Consider the following 23529-nt stretch of genomic DNA (forward strand, 5'->3'; position numbering starts at 1 on the left):
TTTATTATTTCCGTACCAGAACGCAAAGCGAGCGTGCGGCCTGGTGCCAGGCGGGTAACACCGCCCGTGAGTCTTCCTGAATGAACGGGGGAACAACCTGCCAATCGCCTTCCGGCAATCTCATCTCCACCGTTTGCGGCGTGGCGTTGACCAGCAGCAGCCAGCGCTGCGACAGCAGGATCTGCATGAGCAGCTCGCCTTGCTCCCACTGCTGCGCGTCGAGCGGCTGCCCTTGCGCATTCAGCCACTGCACGCTGCCGTCGTCCTGCTGCCACCAGCGGTCCTGCCGCAGCGCGGGGATCTGGCGGCGCAACGCGATCAGCGCCGCGACGTAATCGGTCAGCGCATCATCCGCCGTGGCCCAATCGAGCCAGGTGGTGGCGTTGTCCTGACAATAGGCATTGTTGTTCCCCTGCTGGCTGTGTCCCTGTTCATCGCCGGCCAGCAGCATCGGCGTTCCCTGGGACAGCAACAGCGTGGCGAGCATCGCCCGCTGGCTGGCCCTGCGGCGTTGCACAATGGCGTCGTCGGCGACCAAGCCTTCAACGCCGTGGTTGTTGCTGAAATTGCGATCGCTGCCGTCACGGTTGCCTTCGCCGTTCGGCTGGTTGTGTTTCTCGTTGAAGCTGACCACGTCTTGCAGGGTAAAACCGTCATGGGCGGTCAGCATGTTGACGGTGGCGTAAGGAGCCCTTCCGCGCTGGTTGTACAGATCGCTGGAGGCGGCAAAACGCCGGGCGAACTGGCCGAGCGATACGCCGCTCTGCAGCCAGAAACGGCGCATGTCGTCGCGGTAATGGTCGTTCCATTCGGCGAAGCGGCCGGGAAACGCCCCCACCTGATAGCCGCCGGGGCCAACGTCCCAGGGTTCGGCGATCAGCTTGCAGCGCGACAGCACATCGTCCGCCAGCATCGCCTGGAACAGCGGCGCATCGCGATCGAACCCCGGCGTGCGGCCGAGCACGCTGCCCAGATCGAAGCGAAAGCCGTCGACATGGCACTCCCGCACCCAAAAACGCAGGCAATCCATCACCCAGGCTACGCCCTGCGGCTGATCGAGCCGCAGGGTGTTACCGCAGCCGGTATCGTTGACGTAGTCCCCCTCCGGCGTCAGCCAGTAGTAGCTCTGGTTATCGATGCCGCTCAGCGACAGCATCGGCCCGTCCATATCCAGCTCAGCGCTGTGGTTGAACACCACGTCGAGGATCACCTCGATGCCGGCTTGGTGCAGCGCCTTGACCGCGTCACGAAATTCGTTCAGCGGCGTGCCGTCGGTGCTCAGGCTGGCGTAGCGGTTGTCCGGCGCATAGGGCGCCAGCACGTTATAGCCCCAGTAGTTGATCAGCCCCAGCCGCTGCAGCCGCGGTTCGGAGGTATGTTGCTGCACCGGCAGCAGTTCCAGCGCGGTGATGCCGAGGCGTTTGAAATGGGCGATCATCACCGGATGCCCGAGCGCGGCGAAGCTGCCGCGCAGCGACGGCGGGATCTTCGGGTGCAGCAACGTCAGGCCGCGCACGTGCGCCTCATAAATCACCGTCTGTCCCCAGGGCGTGGCGGGAGGACGATCGTCCTGCCAGTCGTAGCATTCGTCCACCACCACGCATTTCGGCATCAGCTCGGCGCTGTCATGCGGATCCGGTTGGTCATATCCGCCGTGCAGGTGCGGGTGGTCCGCCACCGGCCCTTCCACCGCACGCGCGGCCGGATCGAGCGCCAGTTTGTTGGGGTTGAAGCGCTGTCCGTTCGCCGGGTCGAACGGGCCGTAGACCCGGTAACCGTAACGTTGCCCCGGCTTGCCGCCCGGCAGATAGCCATGCCAGATATCGCCGCTGCGCGCCGGCAGCGGCAGGCGCACTTCGCGCTGCTGGCCATCGAACAGACACAGCTCCACCCGCTCGGCGTGCGCCGAGTACAGGGTAAAATTGATGCCTTCGCCGTCATAATGCGCGCCCAGCGGCGCAGCGAGGCCGGCTGTCAGCTCCGTCATGACGCCTCCCGCAGCAGATAAATGGTCGCCAGCGGCGGCAGCGTCACGCTGATGGAAAAGTCGCGGCCGTGGCTGCCGACCGCTTCGGAAGAGACCCGCCCCTGATTACCGGCGTTGCTGCCGTGATAGTGGTGCGAATCGGTATTGAGGATCTCGCGATAGTCACCGGCGCGCGAGAGGCCAATGCGGTAGCGATAGCGCGGCACCGGGGTAAAGTTGCTGATGGCGATCAGTTCATTGCCCTGGGAATCGTAGCGCGCGAAGGCGAACACCGAGTTGTCGTGATCGTCGACCACCAGCCATTCGAAGCCGTCCGGGCGGTAGTCGCGCTCGTACAACGGCGCCTGCTGCCGGTAACAATGGTTCAGATCGCGCACCAACCGCTGCACGCCGTTGTGCCAGTTATCCAACCCCTCCAGCAAATGCCAGTCGAGGCTGGTATCAAAATTCCACTCGCGCCCCTGCGCGAACTCGCAGCCCATGAACAGCAGCTTTTTGCCCGGATGCGCCCACATAAACCCATAATAGGCGCGCAGGTTGGCGAACTTTTGCCAGGCGTCGCCCGGCATGCGGTCGAGGATCGATTTTTTGCCGTGCACCACTTCATCGTGCGAGATCGGCAACACGAAGTTCTCGGTATAGGCATACAGCATGCCGAAGGTCATCTGGTTGTGGTGATACTTGCGGTGCACCGGATCGCACTTCATGTAATTGAGCGTGTCGTGCATCCAGCCGAGGTTCCATTTGTAGTGAAACCCCAGGCCGTTGGCGTCCGGCGGCAGGGTGACGCCGGGGTAGTCGGTGGACTCCTCCGCCAGCGTCACCGCGCCCGGCTGCGCCTGGCCGATAGTCTGGTTGGTATAACGCAGGAAGGCGATCGCCTCCAGGTTCTCGTTGCCGCCGTAGTAATTCGGCACCCACTCGCCGTCGGCGCGGCTGTAGTCGCGATAGATCATCGACGCCACCGCATCGACCCGCAGCGCGTCGATGCCGAAGCGCTCCAGCCAATACAGCGCGTTGCCCGCCAGGTAGTTGCGCACCTCGTGGCGGCCGTAGTTGTAGATCAGCGTATTCCAGTCCTGATGGAAGCCCTCGCGCGGATCGGCGTACTCGTACAGCGCAGTACCGTCGAAGTTCGCCAGGCCGTAAGCGTCGCTCGGGAAGTGCCCCGGCACCCAGTCGAGGATCACGTTGATGCCCGCCTCATGCGCCGCCGCCACGAACGCCCTGAAATCGGCCGGCGTGCCAAAGCGCCGGGTCGGCGCATACAGCCCCAGCGGCTGGTAGCCCCAGCTGCCGTCGAACGGATGCTCATTGATCGGCAACAGCTCGATATGGGTGAATCCCATGTCCTTCACATAGTCGATAAGCTGCACCGCCAGTTCGCCGTAGCTGAGCCAGAAGTGATTATCGGTGTGGCGACGCCATGAGCCGAGATGCACCTCGTAGATGGCGATCGGCTGGTCAAAATCGTTGGCGCGACGCCGCGCCTGCGTCGACGGCACCACCTCCGGCAGCGGCGCCACCAGCGAGGCGGTGTCCGGGCGCATCTGCGCCTCGAAGGCGTAAGGATCGGCTTTCAGCTGGGTGTTGCCGTAGCAATCGACGATTTCATATTTGTACAGCTGGCCGGCCCGCACGCCGGGCAGGAACAGCTCCCAGATGCCGTTTTCACGCCGCAGACGCATCGGATGGCGGCGGCCGTCCCAGAAGTTGAACTCCCCTACCACCGAGACGCGCTGGGCGTTAGGCGCCCAAACGGCAAAGCTGACGCCGTCGACGCCATCCAGCGTCGTAAGATGAGCGCCCAGCCGTTCATAGGGGCGCAGGTGCGTGCCCTCGGCCAGCAGCCAGCTGTCGATATCCTGCAGCAGCGGGCCGAACCGATAGGGATCGTCGACGATCTGTTGATGATCGTGCCAGCTGACCTGCAGCTGATAGCGGAAAGGATTTTTTCGCCGCGGCACCACGGCGCTGAAGAAGCCGCGTGGATCGTCGCAGTTCAGTTGCGCCAATCGCCGGCCGGTTTGCTGCTCCACCAGCCAAACTTCGGTGGCATCCGGCAGCAGTGCACGCACCTGCAGACCGTTATCGGTCGCATGCATGCCAAGCAGAGCAAAGGGGTCGGCGTAATGGCCGGAGATGATCTGATCAATCACGTCACGATCGGGAAGTACAGGCATAGTCTTCTTCCTTAGATTAACAGCATGATCTAAGCACGGCTTGTTGGTTATTCCTTGGCCGTTTTGGTCATCATGCAATGCATTCGGACTCTAAAGCGTGATTGCGGTCGGTTATTGACCAATCTTTACTCTGCCGACCTGAATTTCGCTCTTTATGCTTATTTTTTGAAATATTTCAGTCATGGTGAAAAATTGTTCGCCAATGCGTTAAGCATAGCCAATGTCTGTTAAAAACTGCTCAGCATTGCTCAGGAAAATTCTTCATTAAGAAAACTGCCAGCCCGGCAGCGTCTGCATGCCGCGGCCGACGAGGAGATATGCGGGGTAGAACCCTGTGAAACGAAGCTTGCGGTGACGTTGCCCGGTGCGGTGCGCAGCGAACAAAAAAGCGGAAAATAAGGCTTTAGGGGGCTGAAAGCAGCCAGCCCCCAGGAAATGCGAGTTTACAGCAGGATACGCAGCATGCGGCGCAGCGGCTCGGCCGCGCCCCACAGCAGCTGGTCGCCCACGGTGAACGCCGACAGGTACTCCGGCCCCATATTCAGCTTGCGCAGACGGCCGACCGGCGTATTCAGCGTACCGGTCACCGCCGCCGGCGTCAGTTCACGCATGGTCAGCTCGCGGTCGTTCGGGATCACGCGCACCCAGTCGTTGTGCGTCGCCAGCATCTGCTCGATTTCCGGCAGCGACACGTCTTTTTTCAGTTTCAGGGTGAACGCCTGGCTGTGGCAACGCAGCGCACCAACGCGCACGCACAGGCCATCGACCGGGATCACGCTGCCGGTATTCAGAATCTTGTTGGTTTCCGCCTGGCCTTTCCACTCTTCGCGGCTCTGGCCGTTGTCGAGCTGCTTGTCGATCCACGGGATCAGGCTGCCGGCCAACGGTACGCCGAAGTTATCGGTCGGCAGTTTGCCGCTGCGAGTGGCCTCTGTCACCTTACGCTCGATATCCAGAATGGCAGAAGCCGGGTCCTGCAGCTCTTTCGCCACGTCGGCGTGCAGCATGCCCATCTGGGTCAGCAGTTCGCGCATGTGGCGTGCGCCGCCGCCGGAGGCCGCCTGGTAGGTAGCGACCGACGCCCACTCCACCAGATCGTTGGCGAACAGGCCGCCGAGCGACATCAGCATCAGGCTGACGGTGCAGTTGCCGCCGACGAAGGTTTTGATGCCTTTGTCCAGACCCTGCTGAATCACCGCGTGGTTGACCGGATCCAGGATAATGATGGCGTCGTCCTGCATGCGCAGCGAAGAAGCTGCGTCGATCCAGTACCCCTGCCAGCCGCTGGCGCGCAGCTTAGGATAAACTTCGTTGGTATAATCGCCGCCCTGACAGGTAATAATGATATCGAGCGCGCTCAGCGCGTCGATGTCATACGCATCCTGCAGCGTACCCTGCTGGCCGCCGAAGGCCGGCGCGGCGGAACCGTGCTGCGAGGTGGAGAAAAAGACCGGGCGAATGGCGTCGAAATCGCGCTCTTCCGTCATGCGTTGCATGAGAACCGAGCCGACCATTCCGCGCCAACCGATGAAACCAACGTTTTTCATAATATCTGTGTCCCGCCCGGATAAGGGCTATGTAGGTGATAACGAGTTGTGTGCAATATCTCCTCACCTTACAAAATGTCGGCGCGGGCGCAAAGTGAATTTATTCGATGGCTGAGGATTTCTCAGCAATCCTTCTTATAGGCAAGGACGCGGCCGGAAAGGCCGAGGCGTTTTCCCGATCACGAGGTCACCATGACAGAGATGATTTCCGCTACGGTATTGCTGTTTTTAATTATGGATCCGCTGGGCAATCTGCCGATTTTCATGTCGGTGCTCAAGCACCTGGAGCCGCGCAGGCGCCGAGTGGTACTGATCCGCGAGTTGTTGATCGCCCTGCTGCTGATGCTGATCTTCCTGTTCGCCGGCGAGAAAATTCTGGCGTTCCTCAACCTGCGCACCGAAACCGTCTCCATTTCCGGCGGCATCATTCTGTTCCTGATCGCCATCAAGATGATTTTCCCGTCTCAGGAGGGCAACAGCTCGGGGCTGTCCGCCGGTGAAGAACCCTTCCTGGTGCCGCTGGCGATCCCACTGGTAGCCGGGCCGTCGATTCTGGCGGCGCTGATGCTGCTGTCGCACCAATACCCGCACCAGCTGCCCCATCTGGTGGCGGCGCTGCTGATCGCCTGGGGTCTCTCTGCGGCCATTTTACTGATGTCGAACCTGTTCCTGCGCCTGCTGGGCAGCAAAGGCGTCAGCGCGCTGGAGCGGTTGATGGGGTTGATTCTGGTGATGCTGTCGACCCAGATGTTCCTGGACGGCGTGCGGGCTTACATGAAGCTGTAGGCGCCTCGCGGCGCCGACAACGGCCTGTGCTTAGCGGGCGGTAACGCGGCGAATATAGGCGAGCGTATCGGCGACCACGCCGTCAAGCGGCTGGTTGATGTCGATCGCTTGCACATCCGGCTCCTGCTCACCCGGCTCTTCCAGCGTGGCGAACTGTGAAACCAGCATCTGCGGTTTGAAGAAGTGGCCCTTGCGCTGTTTCAGGCGATCCTCAATTACCGTCTTGTCCCCTTTCAGGTAGAGGAAATGCAGGTTGCTATTGCCTTCACGCAGGCGGTCGCGATAGCTTTTTTTCAGCGCCGAGCACACCAGCAGCGACACCGGATTGGTGCGTTGCATGGCGAAGATGGCGTCGTTGAGCGCAGCCAGCCAAGGCGCGCGATCGTTATCGTCCAGCGCATGCCCGGCGGCCATCTTGTTGATGTTGGCGCGCGGGTGCAGGTAATCGCCGTCCAGCATGGCGGCATCGGCTTCACGGGCGACGGCGCTGGCCACGGCAGATTTGCCGCTGCCGGACACCCCCATCAGGATAAATACGTGATTCTGCGGATTACTCATTGTGTCATGCCCTTATGGGTACTGGCGCAAGCGCGCCAAATGCGTCCCAACTGATAAAGATAACCTGAAACGCCGACGCCCCGCAGGGCGCCGGATAAAGATTATACGACCGTCGCCAGCAACAGGCAGCCCACCAGGCCGCACACCGAGATGATGGTTTCCAGCACCGACCAGGATTTGATGGTTTCCATGATGCTCAGGTTGAAGTACTCCTTGAACAGCCAGAAGCCCGGATCGTTGACGTGCGAGAAGATAACGCTGCCGGAACCGACCGCAATCACCATCAGCTCTGGACTGACGCCGGTGGTGGCGATCAGCGGTGCCACGATGCCGCCGGCGGTGATCGCCGCCACGGTGGCGGAACCCAGCGCCAGACGCAGCGCAGCGGCGATTGACCAGGCCATCAGAATCGGCGAGACGTTGCTGCCTTCCATCAGGCCGGCGATGTACTGCTCGACGCCGCTGTCCACCAGCACCTGCTTGAAGGCGCCGCCGCCGCCGATGATCAACAGCATCATGGCGATGATTTTAATCGAGTCGGTGATGGTGCCCATCACTTCATCCATGGTGCGGCCGCGGTTCAGGCCGAAGGTGAAGATAGCGATCAGCACGGCGATCAGGGTCGCCATCACCGGGTCGCCGAAGAACTCGGCGAAGCGCAGCAAACTGTGGCCCTTCGGCAGCACCATTTCAGCCACCGCGCGCAGCGCCATCAGGATCACCGGCACCAGCGACGTGGCGACGCTGACGCCAAAGCTCGGCATCTCTGCATCGGTAAAGGTTTTCGGGTTGTACAGGCCTTCCGGCACCGGCTTGTCGATGCCTTTCAGGAAGCGGGCATAAACCGGGCCGGCCAGGATCACCGTCGGGATCGCCAGCAGCGTGCCGTACAACAGGGTTTTACCCATGTCGGCATGAAAGATGGTGGCGATGGCCGTCGGGCCCGGGTGCGGCGGCAGGAAGCCGTGGGTCACCGACAGCGCGGCGGCCATCGGCACGCCGACGTACAGCAGCGGGATGCGCGCGGAGGCGGCGATGGTGAACACCAGCGGCAGCAGCAGCACGAAGCCTACTTCGTAGAACAGCGCGAAGCCGACGGTGAAGCCGGTCAGCACCACCGCCCATTGAATGTGTTTTCTGCCGAACTTGTCGATCAGCGTGGTGGCGATGCGCTGCGCGCCGCCGCAGTCCGCCAGCAGTTTGCCGAGCATGGCGCCGAAGCCCATGATCAGCGCCAGACTGCCCAGCGTGCCGCCCACGCCGGCCTTGATGGAGCCGATGACTTTATCGACCGGCATACCCTGCGCAATCCCGACCGCCAGAGCAACCAGAACCAGAGAGATAAAGCCGTTCAGCTTGAAGCGGATCATCAGCAGCAGCAGCAGCGCTACGCCGCCTGCAACAATCACTAATGGCATAATTTTTCTCCAACCTTTTATCGCGACTCTCTTTACGATAGGCGTAAAGCGTGCGGTTGTTTTATTTTTAGGCTCTTTCCCGGTGTTTAAGAAGAGCTGTAGGTGTTGTTGAGTCAGAGGTTCAGTCTTGCAGCAAGATGACCGCACACTCGTTGTTACCGGTATCATGATACCGGTAACAGAATAAGCACCGGAACCGGGTAAGCGGCTAAAATTCGCGTTATGGGACAGAGATCAAACTTATGCCGGCAACGAGCGGCGGGCTTACAGGCGGGATAAAAAGCGCGCCTCAGGACGCGCTTTAAAAAGAAAGACTGTTAAAACAAAACGTTAAAATCCCTCAGATGCTGCCTCCGGGGATCACGGTGAAACCGACGTCCACCATGCGCGGGCAAACCGTTTCACCACGCAACCGGGCCAACAAGCGCTCGGCGCCGATCTGTCCCATGCGTTCGCGCGGCGTCAGCACACTGGCCAGCTTCGGCACCATCACCTGACCGATATCATGGCCGTGGAAACCGGCGATCGCCATGTCCTGCGGGATCGACAATCCTTGCCGCTGGCACTCGAAGGCCGCGCCGATCGCCAGGTCGTCGTTGGTGCAGAAGATACTGTCGATCTGCGGGTAGTCACGCTGCGCCTGACGCAGCAGTTCGCCGCCGGCGGAATAGGAGGAAGAGCGCGCGGTCATGATGCTGTACGGTTCCAGGCCGGATTCGCGCATCGCCTGCTCATACCCCTGCTGCTTGATGATGGTTCGCTCATCCTGACGAGCGCCGAAATAGACCACGTGGCGATGGCCATGCGCGATGATCTGTTGGGTCATCTGGCGCGCCGCCTCGAAGTTGTTGAAGCCCACCGCCAGATCGATGCACGGCGAGACACAGTCCATCAGCTCCACCACCGGAATGCCCGCCACCTCGATCATTTTCAGGGTGCGCGGCGTGTGATGCCGTTCGGACAGGATCAGGCCGTCGATATTGTAAGAAAGCAGCGAGGTCAGACGCTCTTCTTCACGCTCCGGCAGGTAGCCATAGTGCGCCAGCATGGTCTGGTAGTTGTGCGCGTCGGTGACACTTTCGATGCCACGCAGCACTTCGGCGAACACCTGGTTGGTCAGCGACGGCAACAGCACGCCAATCGCCCGGCTGGTGGCGTTGGAGAGGATGTCCGGCGCGCGGTTGGGGATGTAGCCCAGCTCATCCAGCGCGACGGCGATTTTTTGCTGCAGGGCGGCAGAAACCTGGTCGGGATTGCGCAGATAACGGCTCACCGTCATCTTGGTCACGCCCACCTTGTCCGCCACATCCTGGAGTACCGGCCGTTTTTTCTTCATTATCAATGAACTGACTAACCGTGAATGGGCAGTCATTTTAGCAAAAAAAACGGCGGGCCGATATTGTCGGTTATGCGACGACCAACAGAACTCACAGTTTCTCCGCGCCAAGCGGAAACAGATAACCGGTACGTGCACTTCATCACACATTCGCTGTAATTTTTGGATCTCGCTACGCTTTTGGTGTATCTCTGAGATAAATCTTCACTTAAATGAATATTTAAATGAGCCGCAGTCAATTTATAAAAAAAGAAGGGTTATCGCTGAGCTGTCTAGCGATGTACTTGCTGGGATGCCAATCGGGGGATCGGTTAAAGACGATTGGCGAACTGGCCCGCGACAACGCCCTATCCATCGGCTTGATGCAGGCGGCGCTCAAGACGCTGGAAAGCGCAGGCTGCATAACCGTACAACGCAGCGGGCGCAACGGCAGCTTCTTAACCCATGTGGACTATAGATCGCTGCTGGATTACGCCAACATTTCCCGCGTTGTTTGCGCCATGCCGCTGCCCTATACCCGCGAGTATGAAGGGCTCGCCAGCGGATTGAAGCGCGAGTTTTCCGACGTGCCGTTCTACTTCGCGCATATGCGGGGCGCGGATATTCGCGTGGAATGTTTGCGCAATGGTATTTATGACCTGGCGGTCGTCTCGCGCCTGGCCGCTGAAGAATATGCAAGCAAGCCGGAAAACGGGGTGAAGATCGCGGCGACGCTTGGGGAACATTCCTGGGTATCGCATCAGATCATTCGCCGCCGCGGAGATCACGGCGCAGTGGGTAGAGTCGGCGTGGACTGCCGTTCTATGGACCAAAAGCTGCTGACGGATATGGTCTATGACCCGGCGACGGTCGCACGGGTGGAAGTGCCTTACCACGACTGCCTGAGCCGGCTCGAAAACGGCACCATCGATGCCGTCGTCTGGAACGTCGAGAACCGCCAGGTGTTGGCTCGATACGGGCTGGAAGCCGTGCCTCTGGAAGGAGATCAGCGCGTCGTGCTGGCGACGGAGGCCACTATTTTAATCCGCAGCGATGACCGGAGCACCGGGAAACTGCTGGATACTTTTGTCGATACGCACCGGGTTCGCCAGCACCAGCGCGCCGTGGTGTCAGAAGAGATTGAGCCCAGCTACTGAAGGAGACGTTGTGGAAGAGAAGATGAGGCTGCTTTGCCAGACCGGAGTGATAGATGAAGACATTTTCATCGGCATGCTGCAAGTCATTGAAGATCTGGAAACGCACTGGGGGCGCCCGCTACCCGAGGAACAGGGGTGGATGGCCATCGCGCACATGGCTAACGCGCTGATGCGTTCACGGCGTGGCGAAATCATCGAACCGCTGGGCGAAGACTTTCTGCAGGAGATCGCCGCATCGGGGGAACTGACTTACCTACGGCGGCTAAATGATGCGCTGCTGGGAAAGTTCAGCGTACGGCTGCATCCCAATGAAGAAGGCTATCTACTGGCCAACCTGTTTGGCTTGCGCCCCGAACAATAGCTTTGATTTTTTCACAAAAAATATTCAAAAAAATGAATATTTAAAAAACGATCGGTTCGGTGTTTCAAAAACCGCTGTATTCTGTATCAAGGAGTCGCCAACCTTATGTTTTTAGATGCGCTACGCAAACAAAATCAGCCGCTGATTGACACTTCGCTCGAGCTGCTGCGCCAGCACAAGCTCACGCCGGATACCTGGGTGATCGATGTGGATATGGTGAAAGAGAATGCGCGCCGCATTCTGCAAACAGCGGAAAAATATCGCGTGACGCCGTATGTGATGAGCAAGCAGTTCGGACGCAATCCCTGGCTGACCCAACAAATTATCGCCTTGGGATTCAGCGGAGCGGTAGCGGTGGATTTTCGCGAAGCACGATGCCTCGCCAATAGCGGCGTGCCGCTTCGCCATCTGGGGCATCTGGTGCAAATCCCGGACGGGGAAATCGAAAGCGCGCTGCGATGCAGGCCGGAAGTCATCACGGTCTTCTCATTTGATAAAGCGCACAGGATCGCCGAATGCGCCCGGCGTCTCGGCATGCGGCAACGCCTGCTGCTGAAGGTATGCCAGCCAGGCGATATCGTCTACCCCGGCCAAGAAGGTGGCTTTCATCCTGACGAACTGCTTGACGTCGCCACCCGCATCGCCGCGCTTGGCGGCGTGGAAATCGCCGGCGTCACGCATTTTCCCTGTGTCCTGGCGTCGCCCACGAATGGTGAAAACCTCACCACGCCGAACTTTACAACGCTGGTCAACGCGGCGAAAACGCTGCGCGCGGCGGGCTTTCCTATCGAACAGATTAACGCCCCGTCGGCCAATAGCTGCGACACCATCCCTGTGCTTGCCCGCGGCGGCGCGACGCATATCGAACCTGGCCACGCGTTTACCGGCACCATTCCGGCCAACGAATGCGGCGAGCAACCGGAACGCATCGCCATGCTTTATCTGTCGGAAGTGTCTCATAACGCAGGACCGAACAGCCTGTGCTTCGGCGGCGGCTATTATCGCCGCGGCCGCCTGCGGAATGCGCTGGTTATCGCAGGGGATGTCCCTCGCGAGACGCGGACGCTGCCGTTCAAATCGGACAATATCGATTACTACTTGGGGCTGGAGGGCAATTTCGCGGTTGGCAGCCCGGTCATCATGTGTTTTCGCACACAGATCTTCGTCACCCGCAGCGACGTAGCGCTTATCCAGGGCATCAGCACGGGCCGGCCAACGATAGCCGGGCTCTACGACAGTTTGGGCAATCCTATCGTCTCGCGGCAATAGCCAAACGGCGCTAGCGTCTCAGCCGCCAATATCTGGGGGGGAATACAGCATGAACAAATTTGTAGTCCTGGTGATCGACAGCTTTGGCGTCGGCGCCATGGAAGATGTGCCGCAAGTCAGGCCGAACGACGCAGGTGCCAACACCTGCGGCCATATTCTGCAGCAATGCCCCGATCTCCGTCTGCCCGCAATGGAAAAATTGGGCTTGATCAACGCGCTGGGATACCGGGCCAACGTGATGGAGCCCAATCCGCAGGCAAACGTCGGCAAAGCGGTGCTGCAGCATGAAGGTGCCGACTCTTTCATGGGGCACCAGGAAATCATGGGAACTCAACCTAAGCAGCCCCTCAGAATGCCGTTTGGCGAAATCATGGATGAAACAGCTGACGCCCTGCGGAAAGCGGGCTACCGGGTGCAGCGGCTACCGGTGACGGCGAATACCGCATACCTTTGGGTCAACGACGCCGTGGCCGTCGGCGATAACCTTGAAACCGACCCTGGCTTGGTCTACAACGTGACCGCCAACCTGAACCTGATTGATTACGACACGGTCAGAAAAATCGGCGCGATCGTTCGGCAATGCGCGCGCGTGAGCCGCGTCATCGTCTTCGGCGGAGAAAGCACCAACAACGAAGCCATCGCCGCAGCGGCGCAAAGCCGGCAAGACATGTACGCCGGCATCGATGCCCCGCTCTCGGGCGTCTACCGACAAGGCTTCCGGGTGGTTCATTTGGGATACGGCGTCGATGACGCCGTACAGGTTCCCGCCTGTCTAAAACGTCAAGACGTCCCCACATCCCTGATAGGGAAAGTGGCGGATATCGTCGCCAATCCCGGCGGTGACAACTTCGGCGGGATTGTCGACTCCGCGCACATCATGGCGCTTACCCTCAGCGAAACTCAACGGCCGGGCCGCCGCTTCATCTGCACCAACATACAGGAAACCGACTTGGCCGGGCATGCGCAGGATGTGGCGCGGTATGCGGAGCGCCTGCAACTGGTGGACGAATATCTGGTACATCTCCTGTCGCTGCTGGATGAGGACGACGTGTTGGTGGTCATGGCCGACCATGGCAACGATCCGACTATCGGGCATTCGCAGCACACACGCGAGTGCGTGCCTCTGCTGGTCTGGCGCCCGGGCGTCACCGGTATCCGGCTGGGTGTGAGAGCCACCCTGTCCGACGTGGGCGCCTCCGTTTGCGAAGCCTTCGACGCTCCCGCACCGCAGAACGGCGTCTCTTTTTTCTCATTACTGCAGGGGAACTCACATGACCGATCGGATTGAATGGCTCAACGCCAGCGGCTACACCTATGCGCATGAACATCTGCACATCGATCTTTCGCCGTTTAAGCATAACGAAGACTGCCGCCTCGACGACTATGCTCTGCTGCACGATGAAATGAAGGCGTTAATGGCGCGGGGAGTCCGCAACATCGTCGAAGTCACAAATCGCCATATGGGGAGGGATGTCCACTTTATCGCGCGCCTGATGCGCGATACGGGCATCAACGTGCTGCTGTCCACCGGCTATTACCAGCAGGATTTCTATCCCGAACACGTCGCCACCCGAGATGCGCAAACGCTGGCCGCCGAAATGATTGCCGAAATTGAATGCGGCATCGACGGCAGCGGCCTGCGCGCCGGCGTGATTGCCGAAATCGGCAGCAGCGAGGGCCGCATTACGCCCGACGAATCAAAAATGTTCCACGCCGCCGCCCTGGCTTACCACGCCACGGGCCGGCCAATCTCCACGCATACCAGCTTCAGCACCATGGGGCCAGAGCAGCTCGCTCTGCTGCAATCTTACGGCGTGCCGGCCGATCGGGTGGTGATTGGCCACTGCGACCTGAAAGACAACCTGGAAACCATCCTGCACCTGATCGATCAGGGAGCGTGGGTACAGTTCGATACCATCGGCAAAAACAGCTACTACCCGGATGAAAAACGCGTGGCGATGCTGACCGCGCTATCGCAACGCGGCCTGCTCGATCGGGTGATGCTGTCGATGGATATCACGCGCCGTTCGCATCTGCGCGGCAACGGCGGGCCCGGGTTCAGCTACCTGCTGGACAGCTTCGTTCCGCTGTTGCTGGAGGCGGGGATCGGTCAGCAAGCCGTGACTTCAATGCTGCAACACAATCCAAATCGGTTCTTCAAATAATAAGGTGATAGCCATGAAAAAAATCGGAATTGCAGGTTTACAGCGGGAGCAGATCAAACAGACCATCGAGACCGCTGCCCCAGGTGCTTTTGAAGTCAGCATCTTAAACGACATGGAGGCCGCCGCTCGAGTCAAAAACGGCGAGCTGGACTATTTCATCGGCGCCTGCAATACCGGCGCCGGCGCGGCGTTGTCGATCGCGATTGCTATCATCGGCTTCAATAAATGCTGCACGATCGCCAAACCGGGCATTCGCGCAAAAGAAGAGCAAATCACGAAGTGGGTGGCGGAAGGAAAAGTCGCTTTTGGCCTTTCCGTCGAACATGTCGAGCATGCGATCCCGCTGCTGGTTCGGCAACTGTCATAAGGAGGCGAAGATGGACCATATCCTCTCCGTCATCTTGGTATCCCTGTTGACGGGCATGACGGCACTTTTATCTCACCGTTCGGCGGCGGTTTTTCATGACGGCATTCGCCCTATCCTTCCGCAACTGGTGGAAGGGAATATGAACCGTAGGGAAGCCGGCAGCATCGCTTTTGGCCTCAGTATAGGGTTCGTGGCCTCCGTCGGCATTTCATTTACGTTGTCCACCGGCTTGCTGAACAGCTGGCTGCTGTTTCTGCCTACCGACATCATCGGCGTACTGGCCGTCAACGTGTGGCTGGCATTCATTCTCGGTGCAATCTGGGGCATTTTGGTCTTCACCAGCCTGCAGCCCATCAACCAACTCCTGACCTCGCTGCCGGTAGACATCATTGGTGCGCTGGGGGAACTGAGCAATCCGGTTGTGTCGGCCTTCGCTCTCTTTCCCCTGGTCGCCATTTTCTACCAGTTCGGCTGGAAACAAAGCGTGATTGCAGCCCTGCTGGTGTTGCTGTCGCGCCTGATCGTCGTGCGTTATTTCCCGCATTTGTTCCCGGAGTCGATCGAAATCTTCGTCGGTATGGTTTTGTTGTTGGGCATCGCGATTTTCCGCGATCTGAAAGATCGGCGGACCTCCCCAACGGGTGAAGAGGCTTCGATCCCGTCGATGTTCGAGGAGCGCACGCAGCGCATCATCAACAACCTGCCGCTTATTGCCGTAACCGGCGCGCTGATTTCCGCCGTCGCCAGCATGAAAATCTTCGGCGGCTCCGAGGTCTCGATTTATACGCTGGCGAAAGCCTACGCGCCCGGCATCTCGCCCGAAGAGTCAGAAGCCCTCCTGCACCAGGCGGCGCTTGCCGAATTCATGCGCGGGCTTGGATTCATTCCGCTGATCGCCACTACCGCGCTGGCGACCGGGGTATATGCAGTGGCCGGCTTCACGTTCGTCTTTGTCGTCGGTTACCTTTCGCCCTCGCCCTGGCTGGCCGCGCCGGCGGGAGCGGTCGTTATCACGCTGGAAATCCTGCTGCTGCGCTATATCGGCAAATGGCTGGGCCGATATCCTTCGGTGCGCAATGCATCCGACAATATCCGCAACGCGATGAACATGTTAATGGAGTTCGCCTTGTTGATCGGCTCGATTTTCGCGGCCATCAAAATGGCCGGGTACACGGGGTTCAGCATGGCGGCGGCGCTCTACTTCCTCAACGAAGCGCTCGGCCGTCCGATACTGAAAATCGCCGCGCCGGTGGTGGCGGTAATTATCACCGGTATTCTGCTCAATATTTTCGGCTGGATCGGCCTGTTTGTTCCGCAGTGATCAAACCGGCACCATGACTGAAACAACATTATGTCAGGAAGGGAATAATGATGGCTACATTCGTTCTGCACATAAGAAGAGCCGTTACCGGGCTCGCCCTGATTTGCCTGCAAAACGCGCTGGCGCATGCCGAGTCCATCGCGCCCAACAGCGATACCCGCGAACGTTGGCGGGTGGACTATGCGGATATCGGCTATCCGAACGTAGGCTTTTCTCCCTATATCAAAGGCTGGATCAACGGTTATCTTACGCCTGCGGACTATCCGGACGGCGCGGCGATCCTGCCACCCCCACCGGTTGAAGACAGCGCGGCCTGGAAAGCCGACGTGGAAATCTTTTACCAGCTTCGCAAACTGCGCGATACGCCTCGGGGCCGGGTGGCGGTGGAGGATGCCAATCTGTCCTTCGATGCCATCGGTCGGGCTTTCTCCGACGCGTTGGGCACGGAGATTTCGCGCAAGCACACGCCGCATACCCATCTTTTGCTGAGCCGGCTGCTCACGGACGCCGGCTATGCTTCCAACGGCGCGAAAAAGGCCTACGCCCGCATTCGCCCCTACTCCGCGCTACGGGTGGACAGCTGTACCCCTAAAGAACACAACGCGCTCAGCAACGATGGCGGCTCCTATCCCTCCGGGCATGCCGTAACCGGTTTCGTATGGGCGATGACGCTGACGGCGATGGAGCCGCAACGCGCGACGGAACTCATGCACAAAGGTTATGAGTTTGGCCGCAGCCGGCTGATTTGCGGCGTCCACTGGGCCAGCGATGTCGAAGCCGGCCGCGTATTGGCGGCCGGTGCCTTTGCCCGATTGCAAGCCAGCGCGGAATATCAGCAGCAATTTCGGGAAGCAAAACGAGAGATAGATCGGCTGCTACTGCAGCAGCAAACGCAAGAGCGGTAACCCTGGCCCGCGTCGATTCCCCCGCCGTGCGTAAGCGCGGGGGAATCATGCCATGCGCGGCGACTACTGAAGAGCCTTAGGGGTTAAACGGTGTGTCATATCCTGCGAACTCATAGACATACTGCAAAATCGCCGTGCCGTTTTCATCCGCCCGGTTTTCATGATCGACTAACAAGGCGGTAATGCCCTCCGCGCCACGCAAATGGGCGCCGCCGAGTAAACCCGACATAGTGATTTCCACCGCATCCGGCACGCCAGACGGCGGCGTCAACACGGGATGGCATTCAGACCAACGAATAGTGGTGCCCAAATAATCATTCAGGGTTTTGCCTCTCTCCGCCAGCAAACGCACCATGCCCTCGTACTTATCGACAAAATGATCTTTAGCGACATAGTCCTGTTTATCCGGATCGAGAACATCGTCAAAACTATTAATGCCGTGTTTGCCGGTAAAGGTCCCTTGCCAGGTATTTACATCCGTGACATGCACTTCGCCCTTGCCAGGCAGATTCATGACCTTATCCCGCACGCCGTTAGCCCAATTTGACACTGGCACATCTGAATAATATTTAGGAAGATGGTTTTCATCATAGTGCGTGTAATAACCCAGATCCCAAAAATCCTGTTCGCTGAGCTGATAACCGATAAAACCGAGATAGTTCATCGTCGCGTATTGCATTTGCTTGAACATCTGCGGATCCGTTGAACCCTGAGTATAATATTTGCCAATACCCAAACGCTCGAAATATTCTCTTATCGAGACATTGCTTTTGGTTGTCGTTCCATCCTGAGCCCGAATAACCCGGCCGGGATACTCTACATCCTGATAAGATGTCGCGGTTGGGTTATTATAATTTTCCGCATAGTATTGCGCTTTTTGCGGGTCGATAGTGCTTTCGAAAGTGAGTATCGCATTTAAGAAATCATCATAAGTACCGTTACGTTCATTTTTAAATTTCATCATTTTTTCCTCTATCTCCAGGTATGAAACTGTTTTCTGCAAAAGTCATTCAGGACATAGAAAGCCCATACGCCTTAGAGCGTACATCACCAAGACGGCATAGTTGAAAAACGAAAATAAACTGACGAATGAATTAATAATATATTTAGCACGCAACCTAATTAACGACCATCGTCTAATCAACAAATAATAATCACCATAAAATCAGTTTTCGGAGCATTATCTTTACATATTTCAATCAGTAAATATTATTACCCTACCAGTTCACATGTACTCAACCTGAAATTAACGTTATGCAAACATTGGCAATTATATTACGTTTGCAATTAACACGTTATGAAGAAATAATTAACCCCTATAATAATTCAAAAATCTTCATTTAATTGATTAATAAACAGTCAGGCTGTAAATATTATCATCTATGATGTAAAACACGATAAATTTAATCATGTTCACACTTATGCAGCATGTATAAAAATCATACAGAGAAATGGGGATTAAATTTCTTGGTCAACAGGAGACAAACTTTTTTAAACCTGGCGAGATGGGAACGCAAAAAAGCAGAAGGGAATAGCCGGGCCATAATGCGAAAACCAACCAGTGCTCCAGACTAAGTCTGAAGCACCTGATTGGTCATATTATGCCACTCACCGAATCAGCGGCCGTGAACCCTTGATATTTACCGCTTAATCACACCGGCGGCAGATCGAACAGCAGGATTTCGCTCTCTTCGTCGGCCTGAATCGTCAACGTCGATTCATCCCACACCGCGAATGCGTCGCTGATGCCGGCGGCCTGGCCGTTGACGGAGACCTTGCCGCGCACCACCTGGATCCAAATGCGACGGCCGGCGGCGATCGGGCACTCACCCTGCTCGCCTTTATTCAGCGCCCAACGCGACAGCGTCATGTCCTGGAACACCTTCAGCGAGCCATCGCGCGCATCCGGCGACAGCACCAACTGGCGGCCCTGCGGCGCGTCGAACATGCGCTGCTCGTAGCGCGGCTCCAGCCCGACCTGATCAGGAATGATCCAAATCTGGTACAGGTGCAGCGGACGATCCTGATTGGCGTTGTACTCGGAGTGACGTACCCCGGTGCCCGCACTCATGATCTGGAATTCGCCGGCCTGGATCTGCTCCTTGTTACCCATGCTGTCCTGGTGTTCCACCGTACCGCTCAGCACATAGGTCAGGATTTCCATGTCTTTATGCGGGTGGGTGCCGAAGCCCTGTCCCGCGTCGATCACGTCTTCGTTGATCACCCGCAGCGCCGAGAATCCCATAAAGTTCGGATCGTAGTAGTCGGCAAAAGAGAAGGTGTGCCAGCTATCCAGCCAGCCATGATTGGCGTGGCCGCGGTCTTCCGCTTTACGTACATAAATCATATTCAACTCTCCTCAATGTTTTTTTACAGTCTAGTCCTGCGGGCAGAATAAGAAAGCGTAAAAAACTCATGCCTCTGTTCAAAAATTTCGATGGAATGAAACGGCGGATGGGCAACGGATTTGTTGAAGGCGGAAGCGGTTGAAAAAGGGCAAAAAAAAGCCAGCACCCGAGCTGGCTAAGTAAACACTGGAAGCAATGTGAGCAATGTCGTGCCTTCGCAGCGAGAGTATCAAGGGTTGATGCCCTCCCCGGAACGCATCGCAATAATAATCATTATCATTCGCACCTGTAAAGCGTTTTTTTTGACCCGTTCAAATAATATTGACTCAAGGCAGTAAACGGATAAATTCAGAGGTTATTCAACCGGTAAGCAACAGGAGCAGCGAGATGAGCGAGATCGTGATACGCCACGTGGAAACTACGGATGCACAAGCTCTGCATCATCTTTATTCTCAGACGCCCGTCTATCGCGATACGCTGCAGCTTCCTCTACCGTCCGTCGAATCCTGGCAGAAACGCCTCGCCAATCCCGAACCGGGTACGCATAGCCTGGCGGCCTTCATCGACGGGCAGCTTGCCGGCCAGTTGACCGTAATGCTGAATCAGCGCGTGCGCCGCCGCCACGTGGCCACCTTCGGCATCGGCGTCGACCCGCGCTACCACGGCAAAGGCGTCGGCAGCCGCCTGATGCAGGCGATGATTGATCTGTGCGACAACTGGGCGGCTATCGAGCGCATCGAGCTGACGGTGTTCACCGACAACCCGGCGGCCATTGCGCTGTACCGCAAATTCGGTTTCGAGATAGAGGGCACCAGCCGCGCCTATGCCATGCGCGACGGGGTACTGGTCGACGCCTACCATATGGCGCGTTTGCGCTCCGGGCAGCCGCACGGCGATGCGTAATCTTCCCCACCCGCAGGGGCCGCTGCGCCGGCCCCTGAACATCAACCGCCGAACCTTTTTACAAGCGCTGGCCGGCCTGACCGCCGCCGCCGGCATATTCTCTCCTCTCACCCCAGTAGGTGCCGCTATGCCAACTTTCGCCGCCGGGCGCCCAGGCGCCCGCAACCTGATTACCGATGTGCCGGGCCTTAAGGTCGGCGTGGCGCAGGACAGCCGGGTGCGTACCGGCGTGACGGTTATCCTGCCGGACAGCCCGGCGATCGCCGCCGTGGACGTGCGCGGCGGCGGTCCCGCCACCCGGGAAACCGACGCGCTGGGTGAAGACAATTTGGTACAGACCATCGATGCGCTGACGTTCAGCGGCGGCTCGGTTTACGGTCTGGCGGCGGCGGACGGCGTCGCGGCCTGGCTGGGGCAACAAGGTAAAGGCTACGCGCTGCGCCCGGCACCCGGTGTGCCGGTCTCCCCTATAGTGCCCACCGCCTGCCTGTACGATCTGGCCAACGGCGGCGACAAAAACTGGCAGCTCACACCGCCGTATCGCCAGTTGGGCATCGATGCGGCCGGCAAGGCCGGGATGGACTTTCCGCTGGGCACCGTCGGCGCCGGCTATGGCGCCATGACCGGCATGGGTAAGCTGAAAGGCGGCCTCGGCTCGGCGTCTATCATTGCCGCCAACGGTGCTACCGTCGGCGCACTGGTGGCAGTCAACAGTTTGGGTGCGGTGGTAGCGCCCGGCACCCGCGCCTTCTGGGCAGCCCCCTATGAAATTGACGGTGAGTTCGGCAACGGCGGCGCGGCGGCGCTGACGCAACTGCGCGCGCAGGGCGAAGATTGGATGGAACAAGAGCCGCAGGGCGGCAGAAAGAACACTACCCTGGCCTGCGTCGCCACCGACCTGGCGCTGACGCGAGTGGAGTTGAAACGGGTGGCCATTATGGCGCAAGACGGCATGGCGCGCGCTATCCGCCCGCTGCACAGCCCGTTTGACGGCGACGTAGTGTTCGCTCTGTCCACCGGGCAGCGGGAGGTGCAGGGCAGCCGCGAACTGGCAGTGCTGCAAATCGGCGCGCTGGCGGCGGATACCCTGGCCCGGGCGATCGCCCGCGGAGTGCATGCCGCCACGCCGTGGCCGGGTAGCCAGGTCGCAACCTGGCAAACGCTCGGCGGCTAACACGCCGCCATCAAAAAAGGGGCGCTGGCGCCTAATGCTGGTCAGTTAGCGTTTTTCTGAACGTATTTGTGCAGTTTTCGGTCGATAAAAGCGAGATGTCCCATGTGGCTCCTGCACCTCGACCGAGCCAGGGGCCGAAGGCGCGGCCCCTGGCAACCCGCGCCTTTGCCCTATCAGACGATTGGCTTTGCCAACTTTACTCAGCCCATCCCTGGGCCTCGCCCCTTCGGGGCCGCTGCAAGCAGCGTTCAAATCTGCTCCAGGCAGATTTGTCCTCTCTCCGCCATAGCGCATTGAGGCCGGTTGCGACAGGCGTCCCTGCCTGTCTCACCTGAAACCGCCGTCCATGGCGGTTTCTCCTAATGCGCTATGCCTGCGTTCGGCGTCTTCAAGGGCGCCTTACACTTGTGCTCATCTCCAACTTCTCTTCTCTGCCATAACCTCATAAAGGACGGGTTGCCCGGTAGCCACCAGCTCGGGTGTTGACCTTTGGCGCGCATCACCGGCTGCCGAGCAAGACGGCATTGTCAGGGGCAACCGGCCAGGGAAGGCCGGTTGAGGCGAGACTAACAGGGACGTTTGTCGTAGCCGACCCGCCCGACAATGCAGACGCGGCGAGGGTATCCGCACAGCGGACAGACGGTGTTAAGCGAAGGCGCGGGTGGAGGGGCCGCGCCTTCGGCCCCTCCAATTGCCATTCATTGTAGTAACAGAGAAATTCTGGGCATTTACGGCAATTCATCCTGCACGCCACGTACAGAGACTGGATAAAAAAATGCCAGTCAGGCTTAAGTGACCAGCATTAGGCGCTGGCGCCCCTTAATCTTTGTTAACCCCCGCAGCTTAAATGCCGGCGGTTTCACGAATATAACGGCGCGCTTTCACCGCATACTCGAACGGGTTGGCCAACGCCGGATCCTGCTCGGCCTCCACCACCATCCACCCTTTGTAACCGCGCTCGTCCAACAGTTTGAACACCGGCCTGAAGTCGATCACGCCATCACCCGGCACGGTGAAGGTGCCCTTCTTCACGCCGTCGAGGAAGCTCAGCTTGTTGGCCTTCACTTCCGCCACCACCTCATCGCGCACGTCCTTCAGATGGACGTGGTTGATGCGCGGCAGGTACTTCTCCAGGATCGCCATCATCGCCTGCTGGCTGCCTTCCGAATAGTAGGCGTGGCCGGTATCGAACAGCAGGTAGACGTCGTCGTTGACCATGCTCATGTAGCGATCGATTTCGGCCGTAGTCTGAATGCCGGTGCCCATGTGATGGTGCAGACAGACCTGCATGCCTTTGCCGGCGGCGATCTTCGCCAACTCGTTGTAACCGTCGGCCACCCGCTGCCACTCTTCATCGCTGAAGTACGGCTTCTCTTCGAACACGCCTTTGGTGGTGCCCTGAATGCTCTTGCTCTGTTCGGAACAGCCGATCACCCTGGCGCCCATGGCATGCAGGAAATTCATGTGGTTGATAAATTCATCGATGGTTTTGTCTTTCTGACCGTCGGCGAAAAAGGTGCTGAACCAGGCGTTGCAGATCTGGATGCCGCGAATATCCAACATCGGTTTCAGCACCGCCGGATCGCGCGGGTATTTGCTGCCCACTTCGCTACCGGCGAAGCCGGCCAGCGCCATTTCGCTGACGCACTGCTGGAAGGTGTTTTCCTTGCCCAGATCGGGCATGTCGTCGTTGGTCCAGCCGATCGGCGCAATGGCCAATTTCACGTTGTCTTTATTCATGGTCTGCCTCGGTCCTTGGAGGGCC

At 58.7% G+C, this 23529-nt stretch carries 20 protein-coding genes; 11 read left to right on the forward strand and 9 right to left on the reverse strand.

Annotation, left to right across the window (positions count from 1 at the left end; all coding sequences use genetic code 11):
* Positions 1–4 precede the first annotated feature (4 nt).
* The 3 genes from glgX to asd all read right to left on the reverse strand — a co-directional run bounded on the left by glgX (position 5) and on the right by asd (position 5717).
* Positions 5–1987 (reverse strand): glycogen debranching protein GlgX, encoded by a 1983-nt coding sequence (glgX, locus tag EGY12_RS06110; protein ID WP_123892878.1) that lies wholly within the window; start codon positions 1985–1987, stop codon positions 5–7.
* The gene (gene glgB / locus EGY12_RS06115) at positions 1984–4170 is read right to left on the reverse strand and encodes a 1,4-alpha-glucan branching protein GlgB (RefSeq protein ID WP_123892879.1); all 2187 of its coding nucleotides are present in this window, start codon (positions 4168–4170) and stop codon (positions 1984–1986) included. Before glgB ends, glgX begins: the two co-directional genes overlap by 4 nt.
* A 443-nt stretch (positions 4171–4613) precedes the next feature.
* A complete protein-coding gene (gene asd, locus EGY12_RS06120) occupies positions 4614–5717 on the reverse strand; it encodes an aspartate-semialdehyde dehydrogenase (protein ID WP_016930397.1) in 1104 nt (367 codons plus the stop codon).
* A 192-nt stretch (positions 5718–5909) separates the two neighbouring features.
* Between asd and EGY12_RS06125 the strand changes: the two genes are divergently transcribed.
* On the forward strand, positions 5910–6503 hold the full coding sequence (locus EGY12_RS06125) for a YhgN family NAAT transporter (RefSeq protein ID WP_025159894.1): 594 nt from the start codon (positions 5910–5912) through the stop codon (positions 6501–6503).
* Between the two features lie 30 nt (positions 6504–6533).
* Here EGY12_RS06125 and gntK read toward each other — a convergent pair whose 3' ends face one another.
* The 3 genes from gntK to gntR all read right to left on the reverse strand — a co-directional run bounded on the left by gntK (position 6534) and on the right by gntR (position 9815).
* Complete coding sequence (gene gntK, locus EGY12_RS06130) at positions 6534–7061, reverse strand: gluconokinase (RefSeq protein WP_123892880.1); 528 nt, start codon at positions 7059–7061, stop codon at positions 6534–6536.
* A 101-nt stretch (positions 7062–7162) separates the two neighbouring features.
* On the reverse strand, positions 7163–8479 hold the full coding sequence (gene gntT / locus EGY12_RS06135; RefSeq protein WP_016930400.1) for a gluconate transporter: 1317 nt from the start codon (positions 8477–8479) through the stop codon (positions 7163–7165).
* Positions 8480–8819: 340 nt separating this feature from the next.
* Entirely contained in the window at positions 8820–9815 is a 996-nt protein-coding gene (gntR, locus tag EGY12_RS06140; protein WP_004930833.1) for a gluconate operon transcriptional repressor GntR, read from the reverse strand.
* Between the two features lie 224 nt (positions 9816–10039).
* On the opposite strand from gntR, the gene yhfZ reads away from it, so the two are divergent.
* The 8 genes from yhfZ to EGY12_RS06180 all read left to right on the forward strand — a co-directional run bounded on the left by yhfZ (position 10040) and on the right by EGY12_RS06180 (position 17339).
* Positions 10040–10951, forward strand: coding sequence for a GntR family transcriptional regulator YhfZ (yhfZ, locus tag EGY12_RS06145; RefSeq protein WP_123892881.1), 912 nt, complete (start codon positions 10040–10042; stop codon positions 10949–10951).
* Positions 10952–10961: 10 nt separating this feature from the next.
* Entirely contained in the window at positions 10962–11312 is a 351-nt protein-coding gene (locus EGY12_RS06150) for a hypothetical protein (RefSeq protein WP_123892882.1), read from the forward strand.
* 105 nt (positions 11313–11417) lie between these two features.
* Positions 11418–12581, forward strand: coding sequence for an alanine racemase (locus EGY12_RS06155; RefSeq protein WP_123892883.1), 1164 nt, complete (start codon positions 11418–11420; stop codon positions 12579–12581).
* A 49-nt stretch (positions 12582–12630) separates the two neighbouring features.
* Positions 12631–13869 carry a phosphopentomutase gene (locus EGY12_RS06160; protein ID WP_123892884.1) on the forward strand — a complete coding sequence of 413 codons (1239 nt, stop codon included), beginning with the start codon at positions 12631–12633 and terminating at the stop codon, positions 13867–13869.
* Positions 13853–14746: a phosphotriesterase-related protein gene (locus EGY12_RS06165; RefSeq protein WP_123892885.1), complete on the forward strand. Its 894-nt coding sequence runs from the start codon at positions 13853–13855 to the stop codon at positions 14744–14746. The genes EGY12_RS06160 and EGY12_RS06165 overlap by 17 nt, the downstream gene beginning before the upstream one ends.
* A gap of 13 nt (positions 14747–14759) precedes the next feature.
* Entirely contained in the window at positions 14760–15113 is a 354-nt protein-coding gene (locus EGY12_RS06170) for a DUF2620 domain-containing protein (protein ID WP_123892886.1), read from the forward strand.
* Between the two features lie 10 nt (positions 15114–15123).
* Entirely contained in the window at positions 15124–16434 is a 1311-nt protein-coding gene (locus EGY12_RS06175; RefSeq protein WP_123892887.1) for a YhfT family protein, read from the forward strand.
* A 47-nt stretch (positions 16435–16481) separates the two neighbouring features.
* Complete coding sequence (locus EGY12_RS06180) at positions 16482–17339, forward strand: phosphatase PAP2 family protein (protein ID WP_253722939.1); 858 nt, start codon at positions 16482–16484, stop codon at positions 17337–17339.
* Between the two features lie 76 nt (positions 17340–17415).
* On the opposite strand, the gene EGY12_RS06185 is transcribed toward EGY12_RS06180, so the two are convergent.
* Both EGY12_RS06185 and EGY12_RS06190 read right to left on the reverse strand, forming a co-directional pair.
* Positions 17416–18303 (reverse strand): hypothetical protein, encoded by an 888-nt coding sequence (locus EGY12_RS06185; RefSeq protein WP_123892889.1) that lies wholly within the window; start codon positions 18301–18303, stop codon positions 17416–17418.
* Positions 18304–18990: 687 nt separating this feature from the next.
* Positions 18991–19686: a pirin family protein gene (locus EGY12_RS06190; RefSeq protein WP_123892890.1), complete on the reverse strand. Its 696-nt coding sequence runs from the start codon at positions 19684–19686 to the stop codon at positions 18991–18993.
* A 388-nt stretch (positions 19687–20074) separates the two neighbouring features.
* On the opposite strand from EGY12_RS06190, the gene EGY12_RS06195 reads away from it, so the two are divergent.
* Together EGY12_RS06195 and EGY12_RS06200 are read left to right on the forward strand one after the other, a co-directional pair.
* Positions 20075–20590: a GNAT family N-acetyltransferase gene (locus EGY12_RS06195; RefSeq protein WP_123892891.1), complete on the forward strand. Its 516-nt coding sequence runs from the start codon at positions 20075–20077 to the stop codon at positions 20588–20590.
* Positions 20583–21764 carry a P1 family peptidase gene (locus EGY12_RS06200; RefSeq protein ID WP_123892892.1) on the forward strand — a complete coding sequence of 394 codons (1182 nt, stop codon included), beginning with the start codon at positions 20583–20585 and terminating at the stop codon, positions 21762–21764. Before EGY12_RS06195 ends, EGY12_RS06200 begins: the two co-directional genes overlap by 8 nt.
* A gap of 843 nt (positions 21765–22607) precedes the next feature.
* Here EGY12_RS06200 and iolE read toward each other — a convergent pair.
* Positions 22608–23504 (reverse strand): myo-inosose-2 dehydratase, encoded by an 897-nt coding sequence (gene iolE, locus EGY12_RS06205; RefSeq protein ID WP_123892893.1) that lies wholly within the window; start codon positions 23502–23504, stop codon positions 22608–22610.
* Between the last annotated feature and the right edge of the window lie 25 nt (positions 23505–23529).

The sequence above is a fragment of the Serratia sp. FDAARGOS_506 genome (assembly GCF_003812745.1).
Taxonomy (GTDB): domain Bacteria; phylum Pseudomonadota; class Gammaproteobacteria; order Enterobacterales; family Enterobacteriaceae; genus Serratia.